This window comes from Kribbella sp. NPDC048915 (genome assembly GCF_040649595.1).
Taxonomy (GTDB): Bacteria; Actinomycetota; Actinomycetes; order Propionibacteriales; family Kribbellaceae; genus Kribbella.
This window is the reverse complement of the sequence record NZ_JBEZFT010000023.1, coordinates 26,576-48,059: the sequence shown is the minus strand read 5'-3', so window position 1 is coordinate 48,059 and position 21,484 is coordinate 26,576. Positions and strand designations below refer to the sequence as shown.

Below are 21,484 nucleotides of genomic sequence, written 5' to 3'. Positions count from 1 at the left end.
GTGCGCGAACGCACTGTCGGCCCGCTGCTCTAGCATTCCTCAGTGACATCGAAAGTGACATCGAACGGGCCGCCGACCGGGGATTCCCCGGAGCAGCTGACGCTGCTGCGTGACACCGTTCGCAAGTCACGCACCAAGGTGCCGGCCGAGATCACCACGACGTTGCCGGTGGCACGCGTCGCGGTCGACGTCTCGCTCCCGCACCTGGACCGGCCGTTCGACTACCTGGTGCCGGACGACGTGGCCGGGATCGCGCAGCCCGGCGTGCGGGTCAAGGTGCGGTTCGCCGGCAAGGATCACGACGGCTTCGTGCTGGAGCGGCTCGAGGAGTCCGATCACGACGGCAAGCTGGTCCGGCTCCGCAAGGTCGTCTCACCCGAGCAGGTGCTGACGCCGGAGATCGCGGACCTCTGCCGTGCCGTCGCGGACCGGTACGCCGGGGTGCTCGCGGATGTCACGCGCCTGGCCGTCCCGCCACGGCACGCGAAGGTGGAGAGCGAGCCGCTGCGCTGCGACCTGCCGCCGCGCCCGCCGGCGTCGACGTCGCGCTCCGAGTGGGCGCCGTACCCGGCGGGGTTCCTGGACGCGATCGAGCGGGGCGAGACGCCGCGCGCGGTGTGGACCGCCGTCCCCGGGGCCGACTGGGCGCTGGCGTTCGCGCAGGCTGCGGCGGTGTGTGCGGCGTCCGGGCGTGGTGCGCTGCTCCTGGTGCCGGATGCGCGCGATCTGGAGCGGTTGGCTGCGGCCTGCACCGAGGTGCTGGGGGAGTCCGGGTTCGTCACGCTGTCCGCGGATCTCGGCCCCACGGCGCGCTACCGCGCGTTCCTGTGCGCGCTGCACGGGCGGACCCGGGTCGTGATCGGCACCCGCGCGGCCGCGTTCGCGCCGGTCGCGGATCTCGGGCTGGTGGCGATCTGGGACGACGGCGACGAGTCGTACGCCGAGCCGCGCGCGCCGTACCCGCATGCCCGGGAAGTCCTGCTGCTACGGGCGTTTCGGCAGAACTGCGCCGCGTTGCTCGGTGGGTTCGCGCGCTCGGCCGAGGCGGCGGCGGTGCTGGAGTCGGGGTTCGCGCACGAGTTGATCGCGAGCCGTCCGACGATCCGGGCGGCGGCGCCGTCGGTGCACATCGCGGGTGAGTCGGACTTCGAGCTGGCGCGTGACCCGTCGGCGCGGGCGGCGCGGTTGCCGCATCGCGTGTTCGAGATCGCCCGCGAGGGGCTGAAGACCGGGCCGGTGCTCGTCCAGGTCCCGCGGGCGGGGTACTTGCCGAGCCTGGTGTGCCAGACCTGCCGTGCCCCCTCCCGCTGCGCTACCTGCGGTGGCACGTTGCGTCGTACCGGCGGTTCCGGGCCGGCGAGCTGCAGCGTTTGCGGGCGGCCGGCGGTCGATCATCGGTGCCCCGAGTGCGGCGACACCCGGATGCGCGCGGCGGTCATCGGCGCGCGTCGGACGGCGGAGGAACTTGGGCGGGCGTTTCCCGGAGTCGTCGTCCGGACGTCGGGCGGGGACAACATGCTGGACGTCGTACCGTCCGCACCCGCGTTGATCGTCAGTACACCGGGCGCGGAGCCGGTGGCCGAGGGCGGGTACAGCGCAGCGCTGCTCCTCGACACCTGGTTGATGCTCGCGCGTCCGGACCTGCGCGCGGCCGAGGAGGCGGTCCGGCGCTGGTTCAACGCGGCCGCGATGGTCCGCGCGGCCGGCGACGGCGGCGCCGTGATCCTCGTCGGCGACCCGTCGGCGCTGCCGCTGCAGGCGATCGTGCGCTGGTCGCCGGAAGGGTACGCGGCGCGCGAGATCGAGGAACGCCGTACCGCGCGCCTCGCACCGGCCGCGAAACTGGCCGAACTCACCGGCCCGGCGGAGGCGGTCAGTGATCTCGTCGCCCGCCTCCGCGACCTGATCCCGCCGTCGTCCGGACTCGAGGTCCTGGGCCCGGTCGACATCGACGACGACACCGTCCGTGCCGTGGTCCGCACTCCGCGAGCCCACGGCACGGCCCTCGTCCGCGCACTGAAGGAAGCCCAGTCGACCCGAGCCACCAAGAAGAGCCCCGGCTCCGTCCGAGTCCAGGTCGACCCGCCGAACTTCGGCTGACTCAGCGCCGGAACGCAGCTCGGGTCGCCGCCGCGGTGGTCGTGAAGTACGCCGGCGGCTCGATGAAGGCCCACTCGTTGAACGAGTCGCCGTTGAGCAGGTCGCGCCGGTAGCCGATGCAGACCAGGTACAGCGGTCTGATGAACATCACGCCTTCGAGCCGGTCGAGTTCCTCGTCGGTCAGCTCGACGTGCTTGCGGTACGCCGCGACGACCGCCTCGACGCGCTCGGTGTTGGTGCTTCGCGTCGGCGCCCAGTTCCCGGTACCCCACAGCAGGTAGGCGAGATCGCTCAGCCGGGGACCGCGCCCGGACGCCTTCCAGTTGATGGCCGCCGGCCCGTTCGGTCCGATCACGGCGTGATCCGGAGCGTGCAGCAGATTGCCGTGCAGCAAGGCTTCCGGCAGACCGTCACCGTCGTCCGCCGAGCGCACCTGGTCGCGGAGTTGCTGGAACCGTTCGCGATCGGCCGCGGCGACCTTGGTGTCCACCACATCGAGGAACGCGAGCCCGGCCAGCAGATCCTGCCGAGGCGTACCCATCCGGCGCGCGTCCTCGCCGCTCGCGCCACCGGGCCGGCTGACGGAGTCGTCGGACGGCAACGCGTGCAACCGGCCGAGCAGGTCGGCCATGATCGCGAAGCCCTTCTCCGCGGGCAGCGGCTGGTGCTCGATGTACTCGGTGACGAGTACTGCGCTGCCGTCGAAGTCGGAGACCGCGTCGTCCGCCGCGAGACGTTCCGCGGGGTAGTCGTGCCGCGCGAGGAAGCGCAGTACGGCGGCGTCGCCCTCGACGTCGGAGCGCGGCCGCGCCGGCGGGAACGCGCGCGCCATCCACGGCGGACCGTCGGTGCGGTCGATGCGGAACACGTACGTCTTGTGCACGCTGAGCTTCGTGGCCGCGACCGCGTCGATGCCGTAGTGACCCCGAAGATGAGCGACCAGTCGGTCGCCGTCGGGCTCGTGGTAGATGCGGTCGTCGAGACCGCTGAGGTCGGTGAGCGCCTCGGTGTAGCGCTGGCCGGTTTCCGCGGCGTGCCGGCGTACAACCTTCTTGAAACTGCCGTCCTTGGTCATGACAAGCCTCTCGTCGGCACCTTCGTCCCCCAGTGACGTGGTGGTGAGAGATGGCCTGCGGACATCGACGACCTTGAGGGCTGATTCCCCTTCGCGGCTGGAACCCCGACTGGGGCGGATGTCCCATCGCTCGGCGACCGGTCGGCGCCGTCAGCCAATCTCCCCGACCTGCACGGGGCCTGTCAAGCGGTCGTGGCCAGGGCTGTCGAGGCCGAGAGGAGCTGATGGCCGAGGGTGGTGCGGTGGTACAGGACCGCCCGTCCGTCGCGGCGCGAGTCCACCACGCCGGCGTTGCGCAGGATGCTGAGGTGCACGCTCAACGTGGGCGCCGAGACGCCCAGCTGGTGCGCGAGATGTGTGGTGGACATCGGGAGATCCAGATGGCTGACGATCGCGGCCCGGGTGCGCCCGACCAGGTCCGCGAGCGGCGAGTCCGTGACGTCCTGATGGTCCTCCCACAGCCGGCCGAGGCCGCGCGGCGGGTAAGTGATCGTCGGTACGTGCGGCGCGCCGGTGACCGCCAGACCGGCGGGCCAGGTGAACACGCACGGCACCAGCAGCAGGCCCTGTCCCGCGAGCGGCTCGCCGTCGCAGGAGAACGGGCGGTCGATCTGGATCCGGTCGCCGGTGAACTTGATCGACGGATGCAGGTTGCGGAACAGCCGCTCGAGTCCGCCCGCGGCCAGCTCGTCCAGCCGGAACGCGAGATCCTCCTGCAGCAGTGCGCGCATCCGGCGCCAGTCCGGCTCGATCGCGCGCCGCCAGTACGTTTCCAGTGCCGACGTGATCAGCTCCAGCGCCCGGCCCGGCCGGGCGATCAGATCGGGGAGCAGCGGGTGCGGAGTGTCCTGCTGGAGTTTGCGCAGCTCGTCGGTCACCAGGTCGTACGGCGTAGCGGCGATCGCGGCGAGCCCCGACTCGAAGCTCGTCGACCGCCGCGGCGGTGCGGGCGTGATGAAGTCCGGGATGTAACCGGCCGGCGGGATGAGTGCCCTGAGCAACGTCAGGTCGTCGCCCTCGATCGTCGGCCGGACCTTCTGCAGCCACGGCCCGTGCACGCTGCGAGCGGTGTTGTTGCTCAGCGCCCGCACACTCGTCACGGCCTCCCACACCGGCGACAGGGCGAACCGGATCCGCCCGATGTCGCCGGGGTTCAGCCTGATCGTGATCACCGGCAAAGATTAGCCCCCAGCCTAATCGTCGACAAGCGTGTGGGCCTCGCGGAGAGTTGTCGTCATGAGCGCAACAGCTGTCAGCACGCCGGTGTCCGCCACGCTCCCGCGGGCGTTCTGGGCGCTGTGGGTGTGTCAGCTGGTCAACCGGCTCGGCAGCTTCGTGCAACCGTTCCTGGTCCTCTATTTGACTCACGACCGCCAGCTCTCCGCCGGTACGGCGGGGGCGGTCGCGGCGGCGGTCGGCGCCGGGACCGTCTCGGCCCAACTCGTCGGCGGCTTCCTGTCCGATCGCGTCGGTCGCCGGCTCACGATGCTGATCTGCTTCTTCGGCACCGGGGCGGCGCTCGTCATGCTGGGGTCCGCGCGGCAGATGGCGCTGATCTGGGTGACCGCGTTCCTCGTCGGCCTGCTCGGCGATCTGTTCCGCCCGGCGGTGCAGGCCACGGTCGCGGATCTGCTGCAGCCGGCCGAACGGGTGCGCGCGTACGGTCTGCTGTTCTGGGCGATCAACCTCGGCTTCTCGGTGTCGACGGTCAGTGCGGGCGTCCTGGCGTCGTTCGGGTACGGCCTGCTGTTCTGGGTGAACGCGGCGACCTCGGTGATCGCCGGGATGGTGATCTGGACGATGGTGCCGGAGAGTCGCCCGGTCCCCGAGACCGACGCGGCCGGCCGAGCGTTGTTGCCGGTGGTCGCACGCGACACCGTGTTCCTGTTGATGATCCTGCTCCAGGTCGGGTACGCGACCATCTACATGCAGGGCTATTCGACGCTGCCGCTGGCGATGTCGGGCGACGGCCTGTCGTCGCGGACGTACGGCCTGGTGATCGCGCTGAACGGCGTGGTGATCGTGCTCGCCCAGCCGTTCCTCGGTCGGTGGATGGCGCGACGCGACCGCCCGAAGCTGCTGGCGAGCTCGATGCTGATCGTGGGGCTCGGCTTCGGCGTCGGCGCGGTCGTGCACAGCTGGTGGGGATACGCCCTGTCGGTCGTGGTGTGGACGCTCGGTGAAATCGGGTTCGCGGCGGTCATCGGCGCGGTGTTCGCCGATCTCGCGCCGATCGATCTCCGCGGCCGCTACCTGGGGTTGTCCGGGATGTCGTTCGGCATCGGCACCGTGGTTGGGCCGCTGGCCGGCACCAACGCGCTCGAACACCTCGGTCCGACCGTCACCTGGCTCGGCTGCGCCGTCCTCGGCGTCGCGATCTTCCTCGGTCAGTACGCGCTCGCGCCGGCCCTCCATGCCCGCGCCGCAGCCAATGAGGCAACCAACGCGGTCTCGTAGGGTTGCGGGTATGACTGAGCGGACGATCGACGCGGTGGTGTTCGACATCGGGGGAGTGCTCCTGGACTGGAGCCCGACGTACCTGTACGAGGAGCTGATCCCGGACGAGGCGCAGCGGACACACTTCCTGACCAACGTGGCGACCCCGGCCTGGAACCACCGGCAGGACGAGGGCCGTCCGTGGGCCGAGGCGGTCGCCGAGCTGAGCGCGCTGCACCCGGAGCACGCCGAGTGGATCGAGGCCTACGACACCGGCTGGCTGAAGATGGTCAACGGCGTGTTCTCCGACACTGCCGCGGTGCTCACCGAATTGCAGTCCGCCGGCGTTCCGACGTACGCGCTGACGAACTTCTCCGCCGAGAAGTGGGAGGTCGCGAAGGAGGCCTTCGACATCCTCACGCACTTCGACGGCGAGGTGGTCTCCGGCGTCGAGCGGACGGCGAAGCCCGACGAGAAGATCTACCGGATCCTGATCGACCGCTACTCGCTGAACCCGCGGCGCACCTTCTACACCGACGACATGGCGTACAACGTCGAAGGCGCCCGCGCGGTCGGTCTCGACGCGGAGGTCTTCACCGGCGCCGCGAACCTCCGCGTCCAGCTGGCCGCGCGCGGGCTGTCCCACACCTAGACGGTCGCCGCGATGGTTTCGGTGTACGCCGGGGTGGTTGCGAGGTACGCCGCCTCGACGTAGACCGTGTTGTCCTGGCAGGTCATCGGCGTGAGCGCGACGCCTGGCTGCCCGGCGTACAGGCGTTGCGGGTCGGCGAGCCCGGGCCGCCAGCGGTTGATCTGGTACGTCTCCTCGCCGGCCGAACTGACCGTCCTGGCCTCCCACAGGATCCAGGTGCCGCAGGCAATGATCGTGTCGGTGACGATGGTGCCGAGCGGACGGGCGGGTGAGTCGCCGGAGTCCCGGACGTAGGCCTTGCTGTGGTACTGGTCCGGGTCGGAGGCGGCGACTTCCGACCACACCGTCGCACCGCTCAGCGTCGCGCCGCTCCACTGCAGGCACTTGGTTGCCGCGGGCACTGGCTTCACGGTGCCGCCGGACAGCGGGACGGTCAGGATGCGCTTGCACCGGTTGGGCGCTTCCGGTGCGGTGATCTCGCTGAACGTCACGGCGTCCGCAGACACGACCGGGTCCGCCACGAATCCCGGCGCCGCCACACAGGCGACCGAGCGGTGGGTCAGCGTCGCGAGGTCGGCGATGATCAGACAGGACCGATTCTTCGCGTCGGTGGAGCTGTAGGCGAACGTCGCGTCGTAGGCGCCGATCTCCGGCTCCGACACCGGTGGGAGTCCGGCCGGGACGGTCGCCCGGCCGGTCGTCAGGTCGTAGCGGACGATCTTGATCTGCGGATCGGAGCCCTCGGCGCGGATGTCCTGCACCAACGCCCACCGATCGTCGATCACGACGGGAGATTGGGCGACGAAGCCGCTCGCCGGAACGTGCCGGACGACGACCTTGTTCGACGCGCGGTCGGTGATGGTCGTCGTACCGGCCTCGTCGCTGCCGCGGGTGACGACGTACTTGCGTTGCCGTGTGACCAGGTGCTGTCCGTCCACCGGTTGCTTCAGCACCTTGGCCCAGGCCGGCAGCGCCGTACCGGAGTCCGTGGGCTTCGCGGGTGTGGCAGGCACCGAGGTCGGCGCTGGAGTCGGGCTGGGTGGTGGGCCGCTCTGCGGTGGGTTCGCGGAGCAGCCCGCCACGACGACTGCGAGAAGGAGGCCGCTGGCAACGGTACGGCGGCGCATCACAGCCCGATGTTCTGGAACGAGTTCGCCAGCGTCGCGTTGAACAGTGCGCTGGCCGGGATGTTCTTGGGGCCGTCGGTGACGTTGCCGCGGCTGTTGAAGCGGCGCTCGTTGAACACCTCGTAGATCGCGATCGTGCCCTTCGCCTTGTCGTAGCCGCGGCCGACCTGGTAGTGCCCGCTGTGGTTGAACGCCAGGTACGGGAAGTACCGCTTGAGCAGCTGCGTGTGCTCGATCACCGGTGCCTTGTACACGCCGAGGTGCTTCTGGTGCACTGCGAAGAAGGTCTGCGCGTTCCAGGTCTTCACGCTCTGCACGATGTACGTGCCGGCCAGCTTCGGCCACGCGGTCTTCAGGTTCGTCTGCTGCACCATCGCGGTGATCGCCGTACCGGACGTGGTGGTGCCGAGATCCTTCGCCCAGGACGCCTGGGTGTCCTTCTGGTTGTCGTCGGCCCAGTCGATCGATTGGAACGTCGCCGGACCGCACCAGTACCCCTTCTCCTGCGAGGTCTGGAACCCCTTCATCAGGTACGCCGACGCGGGCGCGGCCAGCGGGGTGGTCGAGGGAACAGCGGTGGGCGTACCCACGGTGGGCACCGTCCGCGTCGGATCACCGGACGGTGTGGTGGTCGGTGTGGCGGATGGTGCGCCAAATGGTGTGGCGGACGATGTCGGTGCGACCGTGGTCTCCGGGACGGCTGCGGCTTCCGGGGAGGCCGTCGCTATTGGCGTAGGCGGCGTTGAGGGGGTGGATGGCGTCGTCGTGGTCTGGGCGGCGACCAACTCGCGGATCTCGCGGGCCTTGGCGCGGCCGTTCCAAGCGGCTTCCATCTCGTCCAGCTCGGCGGTGACGCGCTGGCTCTTCGGCATGGCGGCGCGCGCCGACACGAACGCGGCCGGTGTCAGATCACCGGTCGAGATGTCCTGCTGAGCACCGCTCTCGTCAGCGGCCCTCAGACTCGGCGCGGCCATCAGCGCATGCCGGTCGGAGCCAGTAGGCACCTGATCGACGAAGCCGAGCCCGAGACAGTAGTTCTCGGTCTCCAGCTTGAAGCACCGGAGCATCGACGCGGCCTGGGCGGACGTGTCCGCGGACCGCAGTTGGATGTCGCCCGGCGATGTTTCGCTGACTTGCTTGACCACGTCACTCCACGACTGCGCCGCCGGCTGCCCTTCGGGGCCGGCCGAGGATTCAGGCAAGGGTGATCGCGCCCGCAATTCCGGGTTGCGTGGTTGGTAGGCCTGGGCGGTGAGGGGTGCCTGGGTGAGCAGTGCACCCAGGAGGACCAGAGTTGCCCCCCGTGCTGCTGTGCGCATTGGGTCTCCCGAGCGGCGTGTGACGGTAGTGACGGTGGTTGCGCTGGTGACGATAGTGACTGACGGTACGCCTGAGACCACAGTACGTGCTTGTGGCAACAAACGGGAGGGGCCTCCCGGCGGGAATCCGCCTGGCGGGCCAACTAGACTTGCCCGGTCCCCCTCGACGGAAGTACTGGAGAGTCTGTGTCGGTCCAACCCATCCGTCTGTTCGGTGACCCAGTGCTGACCAGCAAGGCCGAGCCGGTCGTCGACTTCGACGCCGAGCTGCGCCGGCTGGTCGCGGATCTCACCGACACCATGCAGGACGCGCCCGGTTCCGGCCTGGCCGCGCCGCAGATCGGTGTCGGCCTGCGCGTGTTCACCTACCACGTCGACGGTGAGCTGGGGCACCTGGTCAACCCGGAGCTCACGCTGTCGTCGGACGAGCAGTTCGGCCCGGAGGGCTGCCTGTCGATCCCCGGCCTGACCTTCGACTGCCGCCGCGCGATGTCGGTGATCGCCAAGGGCTTCAACATGTACGGCGATCCGGTGGTGATCGAGGGGTCGGAGCTGCTGGCCCGCTGCATCCAGCACGAGACCGATCACCTGGACGGCATCCTGTTCGTCGACCGGCTGGACCGGGAGACCCGCAAGCAGGCGATGAAGGCGATCCGGGAGGCGGACTGGTCCGGTCTGGGCGGCCCGCCGCAGATCAAGGTGTCGCCGCACCCGACGAACGGATTCGGCCTGTGAGAGTCGTCTTCGCCGGGACGCCGGAGCCGGCCGTGATCGCCCTCGAGGCGATCGTGCAGAGCCGCCACGAGCTCGTCGGTGTCGTCACTCGACCGGATGCGCCCGCGGGTCGCGGCCGCAAGCTGGTCGCCTCGCCGGTCGCGCAGTACGCCGAGGAGCTCGGCGTCGAGATCCTGAAACCGGTCAAGCCCAGCGACCCGGAGTTCCTGGCCCGGCTGCGCGAGATCGCTCCCGACTGCTGCCCGGTCGTCGCGTACGGCGGCCTGCTGCCGCAGGCTGCGCTCGACATCCCGCCGCACGGCTGGATCAACCTGCACTTCTCGGTGCTGCCGGCGTGGCGCGGTGCCGCCCCGGTGCAGCACTCGATCATTGCGGGCGACGACGTGGCCGGTGCGAGCACGTTCCGGATCGTGAAGGCGCTCGACGCGGGTCCCGTGTACGGCGTACTCACCGAGCCGATCGGGCCTGCGGACACCGCGGGCGACCTGCTGCACCGGCTGGCCGTCTCCGGTTCGAAGCTGCTGGTCGACACGCTCGACGGCATCGAGGCCGGCGTACTGGAGGCCCGCGAGCAGCCGGAGGACGGCGTGACGCTGGCACCGAAGATCACCGTCGAGGACGCCGAGCTGGATCTCACCGCGCCGGCGCAGCGCGTCGACCGGTTGGTCCGTGGCTGCAACCCCGCGCCGGGCGCGTGGACGACGTTCCGCGGCGAGCGGCTGAAGGTGCTCGCGGTCCGGCTGACCGACGACCTCGAGCTGGAGCCGGGCGAGCTGCGCGCGACGAAGTCGAGCGTGCACGTCGGCACCGGCAGCAAGGCGGTCGAGCTGGTGCAGGTGCAGCCGCAGGGCAAGAAGCCGATGGCCGCGGCCGACTGGGCTCGCGGTGTCCGCCTCACCGACGAAGACCGCCTGGGTCTTCACCTCGACGAGCCCGCGTGAGCGACCGGAACGCACGGAACAGGGCGCCGCAGCGGCGGCCCGACCCGGTGCGGCGCGTCGCCTATCAGGTCATCCGGCAGGTCACCGCGGAGAGCGGCTACGCGAACCTCGCGCTGAACAAGGCGCTGCGCGAGGCGCGCCTCGGCGGCCGCGACGCCGCGTTCTGCACCGAGCTGGTGCACGGCACGCTGCGCTGGCAGGGCACGTACGACGTGTTCCTGGCGCGCAGCGTCTCGCGCCCGCTCGCGGACCTCGACCCCGAGCTGCTCGACATGCTCCGGCTGGGCACCCACCAGTTGCTGAACATGCGGGTCGACTCGTACGCCGCCGTGTCGGAGATGGTCACGCTCACCCGCAACGAGCTCGGCCAGAAGCGCACCGGCCTGGTCAACGCGGTGCTGCGCAAGATCAGCCAGCGCTCGCTCGACCAGTGGATCGCGACGACCGCACCGCATCCCGACGAGGACCACGAGGGCTACCTGGCCATCGCGCGGGCGCACCCGCGCTGGGTGATCGAGGCCTTCGGGCGCGCGCTGGCCGAGCCCGACGAGCTCGAAGAGCTGCTGATCGCCGACAACGAGCCGCCGCGCGTGACGCTCGCCGTCCGTCCCGGCCTGGCCGACGTGGACGAGTTGGTGCTCGCGGGCGCGACGCGGGCGCGCTGGTCGCCGTACGGCGCCGTGCTCGGTGGCGGTGGTGATCCGGGGCGGATCGAGCCGGTCGCGACCGGGCGCGCCGGCGTCCAGGACGAAGGCTCTCAGCTGGTCGCGATCGCGCTCGCCGCGGCGAAGGTCGACGGTGAGGACGACAACTGGCTGGATCTGTGCGCAGGCCCCGGCGGTAAGTCGGCGCTGCTCGCGGCGCTGGTCGGCGACGGCCGGCTGACCGCGGTGGAGCCGCTGAAGCACCGCGCCGACCTCGTCCGGCAGAACCTGCGGGCGATCCCGGGTGACCACAAGGTGCTGGTCGGCGACGGTACGAAGCCGACGTGGCCGGAGGGTTCGTTCGACCGTGTGCTGGCCGACGTTCCGTGCAGCGGGCTGGGTGCGTTGCGCCGCCGTCCGGAAGCGCGCTGGCGCCGTACGCCGCAGGACGTCGAGGAGCTTCGGCCGCTGCAGGAATCGCTGCTCGACTCGGCGATCACCTCGGTCCGTCCGGGCGGCGTGGTCGCGTACGTGACCTGCTCGCCGCATCCCGACGAGACCCGTGCGGTCGTGGCCGCCGTCCTGGGTCGCCGCGGCGACGCGGTCCTCGAGGACGCGCGGTCGCTGTTCCCGGGCGTTCCCGACCTGGGTGAGGGGCCTGACGTCCAGCTCTGGCCGCATCGGCACGGCACCGACGCGATGTATCTCGCGCTTGTCCGCCGTTCATGATCCGGACCGGATGTCAGGCGCTATTGCGCGAACGGTCATGATGGTCCGGTGACCACGACCGCCACCCGCCCCGCCGCCCCTTCGACCCGGCGGCATCAGGCCGTCGGCCTCGCCTCGGCGTTCGGGATCGGGATGCTGGTCGCGATCCAGTCCCGGCTGAACGGCGAGCTCGGCGGGATCCTCGGCGACGGCATCCCGGCCGCCCTGATCTCGTTCGGCTCCGGTCTGCTGATCCTCCTTGTCGCGACCGCGGTTGTGCCGCGGGTCCGGCGCGCACTCGCCAACGTCTGGCGGACCATCCGGCGGCCGATGCGCGGGTACGGCGGACTGCGCTGGTGGCAATGCCTCGGCGGTGTCGCGGGCGCGTTCCTGGTCGCGACCCAGTCGATCACCGTGTCCGTGATCGGTGTCGCGGTGTTCCTCGTGGCGGGTGTCGCGGGTCAGGCGCTGAGCAGTCTGGTCGTGGACCGCCTCGGATTCGGACCGGCGGGACCGCAGCCCCTCAACGCCGTCCGGGTCGTCGGCGCGCTGGTCGCTCTGGTGGCGGTCGGTCTGGCCGTGTCGGAGCAGCTCAGCCACCCGGACGGTCTGCTGCTCGCGATCCTGCCCGCGCTGGCCGGCGTCGGTACGGCGGTGCAGCAGGCGATCAACGGACGAGTGGCGCGCACCGCGTCGCCCGATGCGTACGGCGCGGTCGCGGCCGGCGTGGTGAACTTCCTCGTCGGAACGCTGGCGCTCGCGCTGGTGTTCGTCGTCGACCTGGCGCTCCGCGGCGCACCCCGGCAGCTGCCGAGCGAGCCGTGGTTGTACCTCGGCGGCGCGTGCGGGGTGATCTTCATCAGTGCCGCGGCCGCCGTGGTCCGCGTCGTCGGCGTCTTCGTCCTCGGCCTCGGCACGATCGCCGGTCAGCTGATCGCCAGCCTGTTCATCGACGTCTTCGTGCCGGTGGCCGACAAACCGGTGACCGCACCGGTCGTGATCGGCACCTTCCTGGCTCTGGTCGCGGTCGTCGTGGCGGCGGTCCCGAACCTCCGCCGCTCCTGATCACCCGGCCACTACCGCGGCAGGAACCGCCTTCCGGCGGCGGACGGTCAGCACACCCTGGGACACCGCGACGCCCAGCAGAACGACCAGGCCGCCGACCGGCTGGTACCAGGTGATGTGTTCGTTGAGCACGAGAACGCCGACGACGACCGAGAAGATCGGCATCAGATACGTAACCATCGAGGACCGGCTGGCGCCGATCAGGCGGATGTTGCGCATGTTGAGGACGAAGGCCAGCCCGCTGCCCAGCGCACCGAGCGCGATCGTGCTGAGCACCACCTCCGGCGACAGCGACCACGGCGCGGGCGGTGCCTGACCGGTGACCAGTGGCGCGACGATGGCGAGCTGGACGGTCGCGCACAGCAGCAAGGTCGCGGACAGTGCGGTGCCGGACAACGTCGTACCGGCCAGGAATCGCTTCTGGTAGGGGATCGTGAGCCCGTACGACGCCGCGGCGAGCATGCAGAACCCCTGGCCGACGAGATCCGCGCCGGCCTGCACGCGCCAGGCGCCGAGGACGACGAGCACCCCGAGGAATCCGATCAGCAGCCCGAATCCGCGCTGCGCCGAGAACTTCTCGGTCCGGAAGATCAGCACCGCGATCGGCAGCACGAACAGCGGAGTGATCCCGTTCCAGATTCCGGCGAGCAGCGAGGGGATCCGCTCCTCGCCGTACCCGAACAGGGTCCACGGGATCGCCGACCCGATCGCCCCGGCCACGAACGAGTGCGCCCACAGCCGCGGGTCCCGCGGCAGCGCCTCGCGCTTCGCGACCATGATCGCGAGCAGGACGAGAGCGCCGGCGATGACCCGGCCGAGGGCGAGGTAGAGCGGTGGCAGCTCACGGACGCCGACCGAGATGAACAGGAAGCTACAGCCCCAGATGGCGGCCAGTGCCAGCATCACCGGCAGCCAGGACCGGACTGGCGTTGCGGAAGAGGTGTCAGGAGTCGTCAGCGTGCTCACTCCTGACATCCTGCACCACGTCGCCGACACTTTGTGGATCTTTTTCTGTATTCGGGCAGGCCCTGCGGCGACAAGGGGTGAGAACGGCTGGCGGTAGGTGTCAGGAGCGAGAGAGGATGACGCCCATGAATTCTTTCGATGTCATCGCCGTCCGGAAGCAGTTCCCCGCACTCGACGAGGGCGCGGCCCACTTCGACGGCCCCGGCGGGTCGCAGACCCCGCAGGCGGTCGCCGACGCGGTGGCCCGGACCATGACGTCGGCGCTCGCGAACCGCGGCCGACTGACCGCCGCCGAACGCCGCGCGGACGAGACCGTGCTCGCGGCCCGGCAGGCGATGGCGGACCTGCTCGGCAGCACGCCGCAAGGCATCGTGTTCGGCCGCAGCATGACGCAGCTGACCTACGACTTCTCCCGGGCGCTCGCCAAGACCTGGTCCGCGGGCGACGAGGTGATCGTCACGCGCCTCGACCACGACGCGAACGTCCGCCCGTGGGTCCAGGCCGCCCAAGCGGCCGGCGCCACGATCAAGTGGCTCGGCTTCGACCCGGAGACCTCCGAGCTCGACGACATCGCGCCGTTGCTCACCGACCGCACCCGTCTGGTCGCGGTGACGGCCGCCTCCAACCTCCTCGGCACCCGCCCGGACACGGAGCGGATCGCCGCGCAGGTGCACGAGGCCGGTGCACTGATCTACGTCGACGGCGTGCACCTGACCGCGCACGCGCCGGTCGACGCGCGGTACGCCGATTTCTTCGTGTGCTCGCCGTACAAGTTCTTCGGCCCGCACCTTGGCGTACTGACCGCGGCGCCCGAGTTGCTCGAGACGCTCCGGCCGGACAAGCTCCTGCCGTCGACCGACGTCGTACCCGAGCGCTTCGAGCTCGGCACCCTGTCGTACGAGCTGCTGGCCGGCACGACGGCCGCGGTCGACTTCATCGCCGGCCTCGCGGGCACCGGCAGCACGCGCCGCGAGCGGCTGGTCAGCTCGTTGCGCGCGGTCGAAGCGCACGAGGAAGCGCTGCGCGACGAACTGGAGTCGAGCCTGCGGGCGATTCCGGGGATCACGCTGTACGGACACGCCGCGCACCGCACGCCGACCCTGCTGTTCGCGCTCGACGGTCACACGCCGGCGGAGGTGTCCGCGCAGCTCGCGGAGGCGGGCGTGAATGCGCCGGCCGGTTCGTTCTATGCCTACGAGCCCGCCCAGCACCTCGGTCTCGGCCCGGCGGGTGCGGTCCGCGCCGGTCTGGCGCCGTACACGGACCGCTCCGACGTGGACCGGCTCGTCGCCGCGGTGGCCGCCTTGACCGGCTCGAACCCGACTAACTAAAGTCTCTGGGGAAAGTAATTCCGCCCGAGGAGTCGTGTGAGAGAACCGAATGCTGTTTTCGTCCAGGCCGACCCCTCGGACGCCCTGACACCACTGACCGCACCGGCGCGCGCCGGGATCGACGTCACCTGGAACGACGGTGTGGTCGAGGTCACCGCGGCGAAGGTCTCGCGGGTCGCGTTGCGCTGGTCGGAGCAGGTGCCGGCCGACGCGCTGATCCTCGGTGACGCGTGGGAGCGGTCGTACGGCGATCTGCAATGGCGGCACCAGCAGCCCGAGCGTTTCCTGCCGTGGTACTTCCTCGTGCACTCGGCGGCCGGCACCTTCGGCCTGGGCGTCGACGTGCAGCCGAACGCGTTCTGCTCGTGGACGGTCGACCGCGACGGGTTCACTCTCTGGCTCGACCTGCGCAACGGCGGTGGCCCGACGTTTTTGGACGGTCGTACGCTGGCAGCGGCGGTCGTGCGACGATTCGAGGACGCCGGTTCGCCGTGGCAGACCCTGCACGCGGCGGTCGCCTCCCTGAGCACCCGGCTACCGGCGCGACCTGAGCCCGCGCCGGTGGCCGGGCCTGTGGTGGGTGCCAACAACTGGTACTACGCGTACGGCGAGAACTTCGACGAGAAGGCCGTCCTGCGGGACGCCGCGACCATCGTCGAGCTCGCCGACGGGCACCCGGTGAAGCCGTTCAGCGTTGTCGACGACGGCTGGTACCCGGGCGGTATCGCCTCCGGCGGCCCGTGGGACCGCGGTACGCCGGGTGTGTTCGACGACCTGGCCGGTACGGCGGCCGCGATCAAAGCGATCGGTGCGCGCCCGGGGCTGTGGTTCCGTCCGCTGCTGGTGCGCGAGCCGTCCGCATTCGCCTCGACCGGCCCGCACGACAAGCCGGGCCGTGCGCTCGACCCGTCGTACCCGGAGGTCCTGGACGGTGTGCGCGCCGACCTGCAGCGGTTCCGGGACTGGGGTTTCGAGCTCGTCAAGCACGACTTCAGCACGTACGACGTGTTCGGCAACTTCGGTCCCGCGATGGGGTCGCGGCTGACCCGCAACGGCTGGCAGTTGCATGATCCGTCCCGGACCACCGCCGAGATCATGCTGGACTTCTACCGCGAGATCCGGTCGGCCGCGGCGGACCTGGTGCTGATCGGCTGCAACACCGTCGGCCACCTGGCAGCGGGGCTCGTCGACATCCAGCGGACCGGCGACGACACCTCCGGTCGGGACTGGGAGCGGACCCGGAAGATGGGTGTGAACACGCTCGCGTTCCGGCTCCCGCAGCACAACCGGTTCTTTGCCGTCGACGCGGACTGCGTGCCGTGCACGCCGCAGACGCCGTGGGAGTTGAACGAGCGCTTCCTCGACCTGATCGCCCGGTCCGGAACGGCGCTGTTCCTGTCGATCGACCCGGCGGCGCGGTCGGAGCGCATCGACCGCGCGCTGCGCGACAGCATCCGGCTGGCGCTCGACGGCGGTGTGGACGGCGGAATCGAACCGATCGACTGGCTGGTCAACACCACCCCGAACGAGTGGCGGTCCGGCGCCGAGACGATCAGGTACGACTGGTCGCAACCGTGGGGCGCGGATCCCCTTGGCTAGAAGGGGTACGAACCTCGACCGGGTCGGCGACTTCAACGACGCGGTGGTGCTGGACGCCATCCGCCGCAGCGAGCGGCTGAGCCGTGTCGAGCTCGCCGAGGTGACCGGCCTGTCCGGTCAGGCGATCTCGAACATCGCGCGCCGCCTCCTCGACGCCGGCCTGGTCCGCGAGGCCGGGCGGCTGCGCGGCGCCGGTCTCGGCAAGCCGCGGACGCTGCTCGAACTGGAACCCACCGGCCGGTACGCCGTCGGCGTACACCTCGATCCGTCCGTGGTGACCGTCGTACTGCTCGATCTCACCGGAGAGGTGGTCGTGCGGCGGCCCGTCGAACAGCACGCCGACGATCCGGAGCTGCTGATCGACGGCATCGCCAAGACGATCGAGGAAGCGATCGCCGCCTCCGGCGCGCAGCGCGACCGGGTGAGCGGGGTCGGCATCGCGGCGCCCGGCCCGATCGACGTGGACCGCGGCGTCGTGGTCGACCCGCCGAACCTGTCCACCTGGCATCTGGTTCCGCTCCGCGACGAACTGGGGGAGCGGACCGGACTGCCGGTGGTGATGGACAAGGACGTCACCGCGGCCGCGTCGGCCGAGCGCCGGGCCGGCCAAGGCGGCAGCTTCGTGTTCTTCTACCTCGGTACCGGTGTCGGCGCCGGGCTGGTGCTCGGTGACGAGGTGGTCCGCGGCGCGTCCAGCAACGTCGGCGAGATCGGCCACGTGATCGTCGATCCGGACGGTCCGCTGTGCTATTGCGGCCGCCGCGGCTGTGTCGGCGAGAGCAGCCAGCCGCGGTACCTGGTGCAGCAGGCGGTGCAGGCCGAAGTGCTTGCCGGGGGCATCGATCTGGACGACCGGGCGGCTGTCGAGGCGGCCTTCGCCCGGCTCTGCGCGCTGGCTGCGGACGGCTCGGCGCCCGCGCAGCAGATCGTGGTCGCGCTCGCCGGGCGGATCGCGAAGGTGGTCGAGGACATCGCGAACCTGCTCGACCTCGAGCGGGTCGTCTTCGGCGGCCCGCACTGGGAGCCGCTGGCCCCGGTGCTCGGCGGCGCGGTCCGCGACGCCCTGGACGGCCGGTTCCTGCTGCAGGCGGTGCACCCGTTCGAGGTCACCGGTACGGCGCTCGGCGCGGACGTCGGTGCGATCGGCGCCGCGAGTTTGGTCCTGGACCGGACCTTCTCGCCCAATCCCTCTCTGGCTGGTGAAAGGTAGATGTGTTGATGATCGACCCCGAGGTCCTGTCCCGCGCCGCCGCGGCTGTCCGCGAGGCCACCGGTGACGACCGGATCACGGAGATGTTCCGGCGTTCGATGGCCGAGAACCTGCCGGCCGTCGCCGAACGGCTGCCGGACGGGACCACGTTCGTGCTCACCGGCGACATCCCGGCGATGTGGTTGCGCGACTCGGCCGCGCAGCTGCGTCCGTACCTGCTGCTGTGCAAGGACGATCCGGCTCTGCAGGACGTGCTGATCGGCGTCCTGCACCGGCAGCTCGAGTACGTCGTCCTGGACCCGTACGCGAACGCCTTCAACAAGGAGGCGAACGGCGCCGGCCACGTCACCGACGAGACCGAGATGTCGCCGTGGGTGTGGGAGCGCAAGTACGAGATCGACTCGCTGTGCTTCCCGCTCGAGCTGGCGTACCGGCTGTGGCGGATCACCGGCCGCGACGACGTCATCGACGAGCGGTTCCGGGCCGCCGCGGACGCCATCATCGACCTGTGGATCGTGGAGCAGGACCACGAGGCGCGGTCGCCGTACCGGTTCCAGCGGCTCGACGACCGGCCGTCGGACACACTGGTCCGGGAGGGACGCGGGCGGCTGACCCGGCCGACCGGGATGTCGTGGAGCGCTTTCCGGCCGAGTGACGACGCGACCGAGCTGGGCTTCAACGTGCCCGGGAACATGTTCGCCTCGGTCGTGCTCGGCTACCTCGAGGAAATCGCGACCGAGGTGCTGCGCGACGAGCCGCTGGCCGATCGAGCGAAGGCGCTGAAGGCCGAGATCGACGAGGGAATCGCCCGGCACGGGACGGTCGACCACCCGGTCCACGGCCGCGTGTACGCCTACGAGGTCGACGGTCTCGGCAACACGCTGCTGATGGACGACGCGAACATGCCGAGCCTGTTGTCGATCCCACTGACCGGGTACGCCGCCCCGGACGACCCGACGTACCTCGCCACCCGCGCGCTGCTGCTCAGCCCGGAGAACCCGTACTACTACAGCGGTACGGCGGCCGCCGGCATCGGCAGCCCGCACACGCCGCCGCGCTACATCTGGCACATCGCCTTGGCCGTGCAGGGGATCTCCAGTACGTCGGCGGAGGAACGCCAGCAGTTGCTGGAGCTCCTCCGCGACACCACGGGCGGTACCGGGCAGATGCACGAGGGCTTCGACGTCGACGATCCGGCGCAGTACACCCGCGAGTGGTTCTCCTGGGCGAACGCGATGTTCTGCGAGCTGGCCCTGGTGCACGCCGGAATCAAGCCCGGAATCCAGCCCGGAATCAAGCCTGGCATCAGGTGACGTCCCGGCGCCGGGTGGCCCAGGCGGCGAGGACGGCGAACACCACGCTGTAACCGATCAGCGTCAGCAGGGCCCGTCCGCCGCCGACTGCGTCCCGGACGCCGGGTGGCGCGTCGGCGGCCGTCATTCCGGTCACGTCGAAGACGAGTGAGCCGGCGTTCGTGCCCGGCATCGCGTTGGTGAGCCAGTCCAGGCCCGGCAGCAGGCTGCTCACCACGCCGGCCAGCAACTGCTCGATGCCGAGGATCCAGACGACGCCGAGCCCGATCGGCAGCGCGACGTTGCGGAAGGCAACGGCCAGGACGGCTCCGGCCAGGCACCACGTCATCAGCACCAGCCAGCCGCCGGCCAGGCCCCGCGCGAGCGCGCCGACGCCTGGCCAGTCGGTTGCGCCGTTCTCGGCCGCGGCGACGGCGATGCTGCAGAGCGCGCAGGCGGCGAAGATCCCGAGCACCCAGACCGCGATCATCGTGCCGAGCGCCAGGAACTGGGCGCCGAGGACCGTGCCACGACCGGGGCGCTGGGTGAGCACGGTCTTGAGCGTTCCCCAGGTGTACTCGCCGCCGATCACGATCGCGCCCAGCACCAGGGCGAGCGCGCCGGCGAAGATCGGGTACCCACCGATCGTGTTGTCGACGACGCGTTCCGGCAGCATGCTGCGCAGCACCTCGGCCGGCGGTACGCCGTCGGTCTGGTCGTTCGGGTCACCGGTCGCGTAGCTCAGGTACGGCAACAGGTAACCGAAGATCAGGCTCAGCACCAGCCCGGCGCCGAACAGTACCCAGACCGCGGAGCGCTTGCGAAGCTTCAGCAGTTCGGCTCGACAGCTACCCAACATCTGCCTTCACCTCCGTGCTGGCCTCCCGGCTGACCTCTTCGCCGGCCTCCGTGGTGAGCTCGAAGAAGATGTCCTCGAGCGCTCGTTCGGTGGTACGTAGTTCGGACACCTCGACGCCGGCTTCGACGAGGGTGCGGTTCACCTCGGCGGCCTTCGACGGATCCACCTGCAGCCGCAGCGTGTCGTCGTACGTATGTACGCTGCCGAAGCGCTGGAGCAGCCGGTGCGCTGCGCCGTACGGCGTGGCGCGGACGACGAGTTCCTGCTCGCCGCGCAACTCCTCGACGTTGTGCTCGGCAACCATCCGGCCGGCGTTGATGATGCCGACCCGGTCGCAGATCTGCTGCACCTCACCGAGCAGATGGCTGGACAGCAGCACCGTCCGGCCGCCGGTGCCGAGCTCGCGGATCAGCCGCCGCATGTCGCGCATCCCGGCCAGGTCGAGACCGTTGGTCGGCTCGTCGAGGATGACCAGCTCCGGGTCCTTCAGCAGCGCCGCCGCGACACCGAGGCGCTGCTTCATCCCCAGGGAGTACGTCGAGAACCGGTCCTTCGACCGATCGGCGAGGTCGACGAGCTCGAGGACCTCGTCGATCCGCTGCCGGGCGACACCGGCGTACTCGGCCAGCAACCGCAGGTTGTCGAGCCCGGACAGGTACGGGTAGAACGCCGGCGACTCGATCATCGAGCCGGTCCGGCCCAGGACCCCCGGCTCGCCGGGATACCCACCGAGCACGCGCACCCGTCCGCTCGTCGGCGCGATCAGCCCGGTGAGGATCCGCAGCGTCGTCGTCTTGCCGGCGCCGTTCGGTCCGAGGAATCCGTAGACCTCACCGGGCAGCACCGTCAGATCGACACCATCGACCGCCACGGTGTCGCCGTACCTCTTCGTCAGCTCTTTGACCTCAACCAGCGCATCCATACCTAGAGCCTGGCCGCTGACGCCCTGGGCCGGCGTCGGCCCAGGGGAGTGACTGCACCTACCGCAGGCGGAGTAGTCAGCTGCTCGGGTTGGTCTCCAACCGATGCGCGCTCCTCGCCTTCAGTGCCTCGGAGACGTGCGCGAAGCCGCTGCGGATCACGTCGCCGTATCCGCCTTCGGGGAGCCTGTCCAGGTTGGTCGCTGCGGCTGCGAGATGCTCCTCGGCCTTGCTGAACTCGCTCAGCCGCCGGTAGTCGTCGGCGAGGCTGAGGTGCAGGGACGGGAGCCAACCGTCGTCCGAGACGAGCTCCAAGGCCTTCAGGTCCCAGGTGAGTTCGTCCGCGGTTTCGTCCTGGACGTCGGCGAGGAAGTGCGCGATCACGCCCCGTGTCGCCGGGTCGTCGATCTCGTTCCAGAGCTCGGTCAGGCGGGTGCGGGCGGTTTCACGGTCGCCGGAGCGTCCTGCTTCGGCGGCTGCGGTGATTTCTGCGAGTCGGATCATG

Annotated in this window: 19 protein-coding genes; 11 read left to right on the top strand and 8 right to left on the bottom strand. The window is 70.4% G+C overall.

The genetic code is table 11. From position 1 onward, the window contains the following. The first annotated feature begins 42 nt into the window (after positions 1–42). Positions 43–2,100 (top strand): primosomal protein N', encoded by a 2,058-nt coding sequence (locus AB0B82_RS14990; RefSeq protein ID WP_360167300.1) that lies wholly within the window; start codon positions 43–45, stop codon positions 2,098–2,100. A gap of 1 nt (position 2,101) precedes the next feature. Here AB0B82_RS14990 and AB0B82_RS14985 read toward each other — a convergent pair whose 3' ends face one another. Next, entirely contained in the window at positions 2,102–3,175 is a 1,074-nt protein-coding gene (locus tag AB0B82_RS14985) for a phosphotransferase (protein ID WP_360167297.1), read from the bottom strand. Between the two features lie 182 nt (positions 3,176–3,357). Continuing rightward, entirely contained in the window at positions 3,358–4,347 is a 990-nt protein-coding gene (locus AB0B82_RS14980; RefSeq protein WP_360167294.1) for a helix-turn-helix domain-containing protein, read from the bottom strand. A 64-nt stretch (positions 4,348–4,411) separates the two neighbouring features. Between AB0B82_RS14980 and AB0B82_RS14975 the strand changes: the two genes are divergently transcribed. Next, positions 4,412–5,632 (top strand): MFS transporter, encoded by a 1,221-nt coding sequence (locus tag AB0B82_RS14975; RefSeq protein ID WP_360167291.1) that lies wholly within the window; start codon positions 4,412–4,414, stop codon positions 5,630–5,632. A 10-nt stretch (positions 5,633–5,642) separates the two neighbouring features. Next, positions 5,643–6,263 (top strand): HAD family phosphatase, encoded by a 621-nt coding sequence (locus AB0B82_RS14970; protein ID WP_360167288.1) that lies wholly within the window; start codon positions 5,643–5,645, stop codon positions 6,261–6,263. On the opposite strand, the gene AB0B82_RS14965 is transcribed toward AB0B82_RS14970, so the two are convergent. After that, entirely contained in the window at positions 6,260–7,276 is a 1,017-nt protein-coding gene (locus tag AB0B82_RS14965; protein WP_360167285.1) for a hypothetical protein, read from the bottom strand. The genes AB0B82_RS14970 and AB0B82_RS14965 overlap by 4 nt on opposite strands. Before the next feature lie 113 nt (positions 7,277–7,389). After that, entirely contained in the window at positions 7,390–8,592 is a 1,203-nt protein-coding gene (locus tag AB0B82_RS14960) for a C39 family peptidase (RefSeq protein ID WP_360167282.1), read from the bottom strand. Between the two features lie 303 nt (positions 8,593–8,895). Here AB0B82_RS14960 and def point away from each other — a divergent pair, with 303 nt between their 5' ends. Genes def through AB0B82_RS14940 form a run of 4 tightly spaced genes read left to right on the top strand, consistent with a single transcriptional unit; the run spans position 8,896 to position 12,802 of the window. Then, a complete protein-coding gene (gene def, locus AB0B82_RS14955) occupies positions 8,896–9,444 on the top strand; it encodes a peptide deformylase (RefSeq protein WP_360167279.1) in 549 nt (182 codons plus the stop codon). After that, the gene (fmt, locus tag AB0B82_RS14950; protein WP_360167276.1) at positions 9,441–10,385 is read left to right on the top strand and encodes a methionyl-tRNA formyltransferase; all 945 of its coding nucleotides are present in this window, start codon (positions 9,441–9,443) and stop codon (positions 10,383–10,385) included. Before def ends, fmt begins: the two co-directional genes overlap by 4 nt. Next, positions 10,382–11,758, top strand: a complete 1,377-nt coding sequence (locus AB0B82_RS14945; protein WP_360167273.1) for a transcription antitermination factor NusB — start codon at positions 10,382–10,384, stop codon at positions 11,756–11,758. The genes fmt and AB0B82_RS14945 overlap by 4 nt, the downstream gene beginning before the upstream one ends. Positions 11,759–11,806: 48 nt before the next feature. After that, a complete protein-coding gene (locus AB0B82_RS14940; RefSeq protein WP_360167270.1) occupies positions 11,807–12,802 on the top strand; it encodes a DMT family transporter in 996 nt (331 codons plus the stop codon). Here the strand turns inward: AB0B82_RS14940 and AB0B82_RS14935 are convergent, their stop codons facing one another. Continuing rightward, positions 12,803–13,768 (bottom strand): DMT family transporter, encoded by a 966-nt coding sequence (locus AB0B82_RS14935; protein ID WP_360167267.1) that lies wholly within the window; start codon positions 13,766–13,768, stop codon positions 12,803–12,805. A 125-nt stretch (positions 13,769–13,893) separates the two neighbouring features. Between AB0B82_RS14935 and AB0B82_RS14930 the strand changes: the two genes are divergently transcribed. Genes AB0B82_RS14930 through AB0B82_RS14915 form a run of 4 tightly spaced genes read left to right on the top strand, consistent with a single transcriptional unit; the run spans position 13,894 to position 19,221 of the window. Continuing rightward, positions 13,894–15,099 (top strand): cysteine desulfurase-like protein, encoded by a 1,206-nt coding sequence (locus tag AB0B82_RS14930; protein ID WP_360167264.1) that lies wholly within the window; start codon positions 13,894–13,896, stop codon positions 15,097–15,099. Between the two features lie 36 nt (positions 15,100–15,135). Then, a complete protein-coding gene (locus AB0B82_RS14925) occupies positions 15,136–16,698 on the top strand; it encodes a hypothetical protein (protein WP_360167261.1) in 1,563 nt (520 codons plus the stop codon). Further along, complete coding sequence (locus AB0B82_RS14920) at positions 16,691–17,908, top strand: ROK family transcriptional regulator (protein WP_360167258.1); 1,218 nt, start codon at positions 16,691–16,693, stop codon at positions 17,906–17,908. The genes AB0B82_RS14925 and AB0B82_RS14920 overlap by 8 nt, the downstream gene beginning before the upstream one ends. An 8-nt stretch (positions 17,909–17,916) precedes the next feature. Next, on the top strand, positions 17,917–19,221 hold the full coding sequence (locus AB0B82_RS14915) for a glycoside hydrolase family 125 protein (RefSeq protein WP_360167255.1): 1,305 nt from the start codon (positions 17,917–17,919) through the stop codon (positions 19,219–19,221). On the opposite strand, the gene AB0B82_RS14910 is transcribed toward AB0B82_RS14915, so the two are convergent. From AB0B82_RS14910 to AB0B82_RS14900, 3 genes are all read right to left on the bottom strand, one after another. Next, entirely contained in the window at positions 19,214–20,059 is an 846-nt protein-coding gene (locus AB0B82_RS14910) for an ABC transporter permease (protein WP_360167252.1), read from the bottom strand. The two genes, AB0B82_RS14915 and AB0B82_RS14910, sit on opposite strands and share 8 nt — an antisense overlap. Next, on the bottom strand, positions 20,049–20,981 hold the full coding sequence (locus tag AB0B82_RS14905; RefSeq protein ID WP_360167249.1) for an ABC transporter ATP-binding protein: 933 nt from the start codon (positions 20,979–20,981) through the stop codon (positions 20,049–20,051). The genes AB0B82_RS14910 and AB0B82_RS14905 overlap by 11 nt, the downstream gene beginning before the upstream one ends. Positions 20,982–21,057: 76 nt before the next feature. Continuing rightward, a complete protein-coding gene (locus AB0B82_RS14900) occupies positions 21,058–21,483 on the bottom strand; it encodes a hypothetical protein (protein ID WP_360167246.1) in 426 nt (141 codons plus the stop codon). Between the last annotated feature and the right edge of the window lies 1 nt (position 21,484).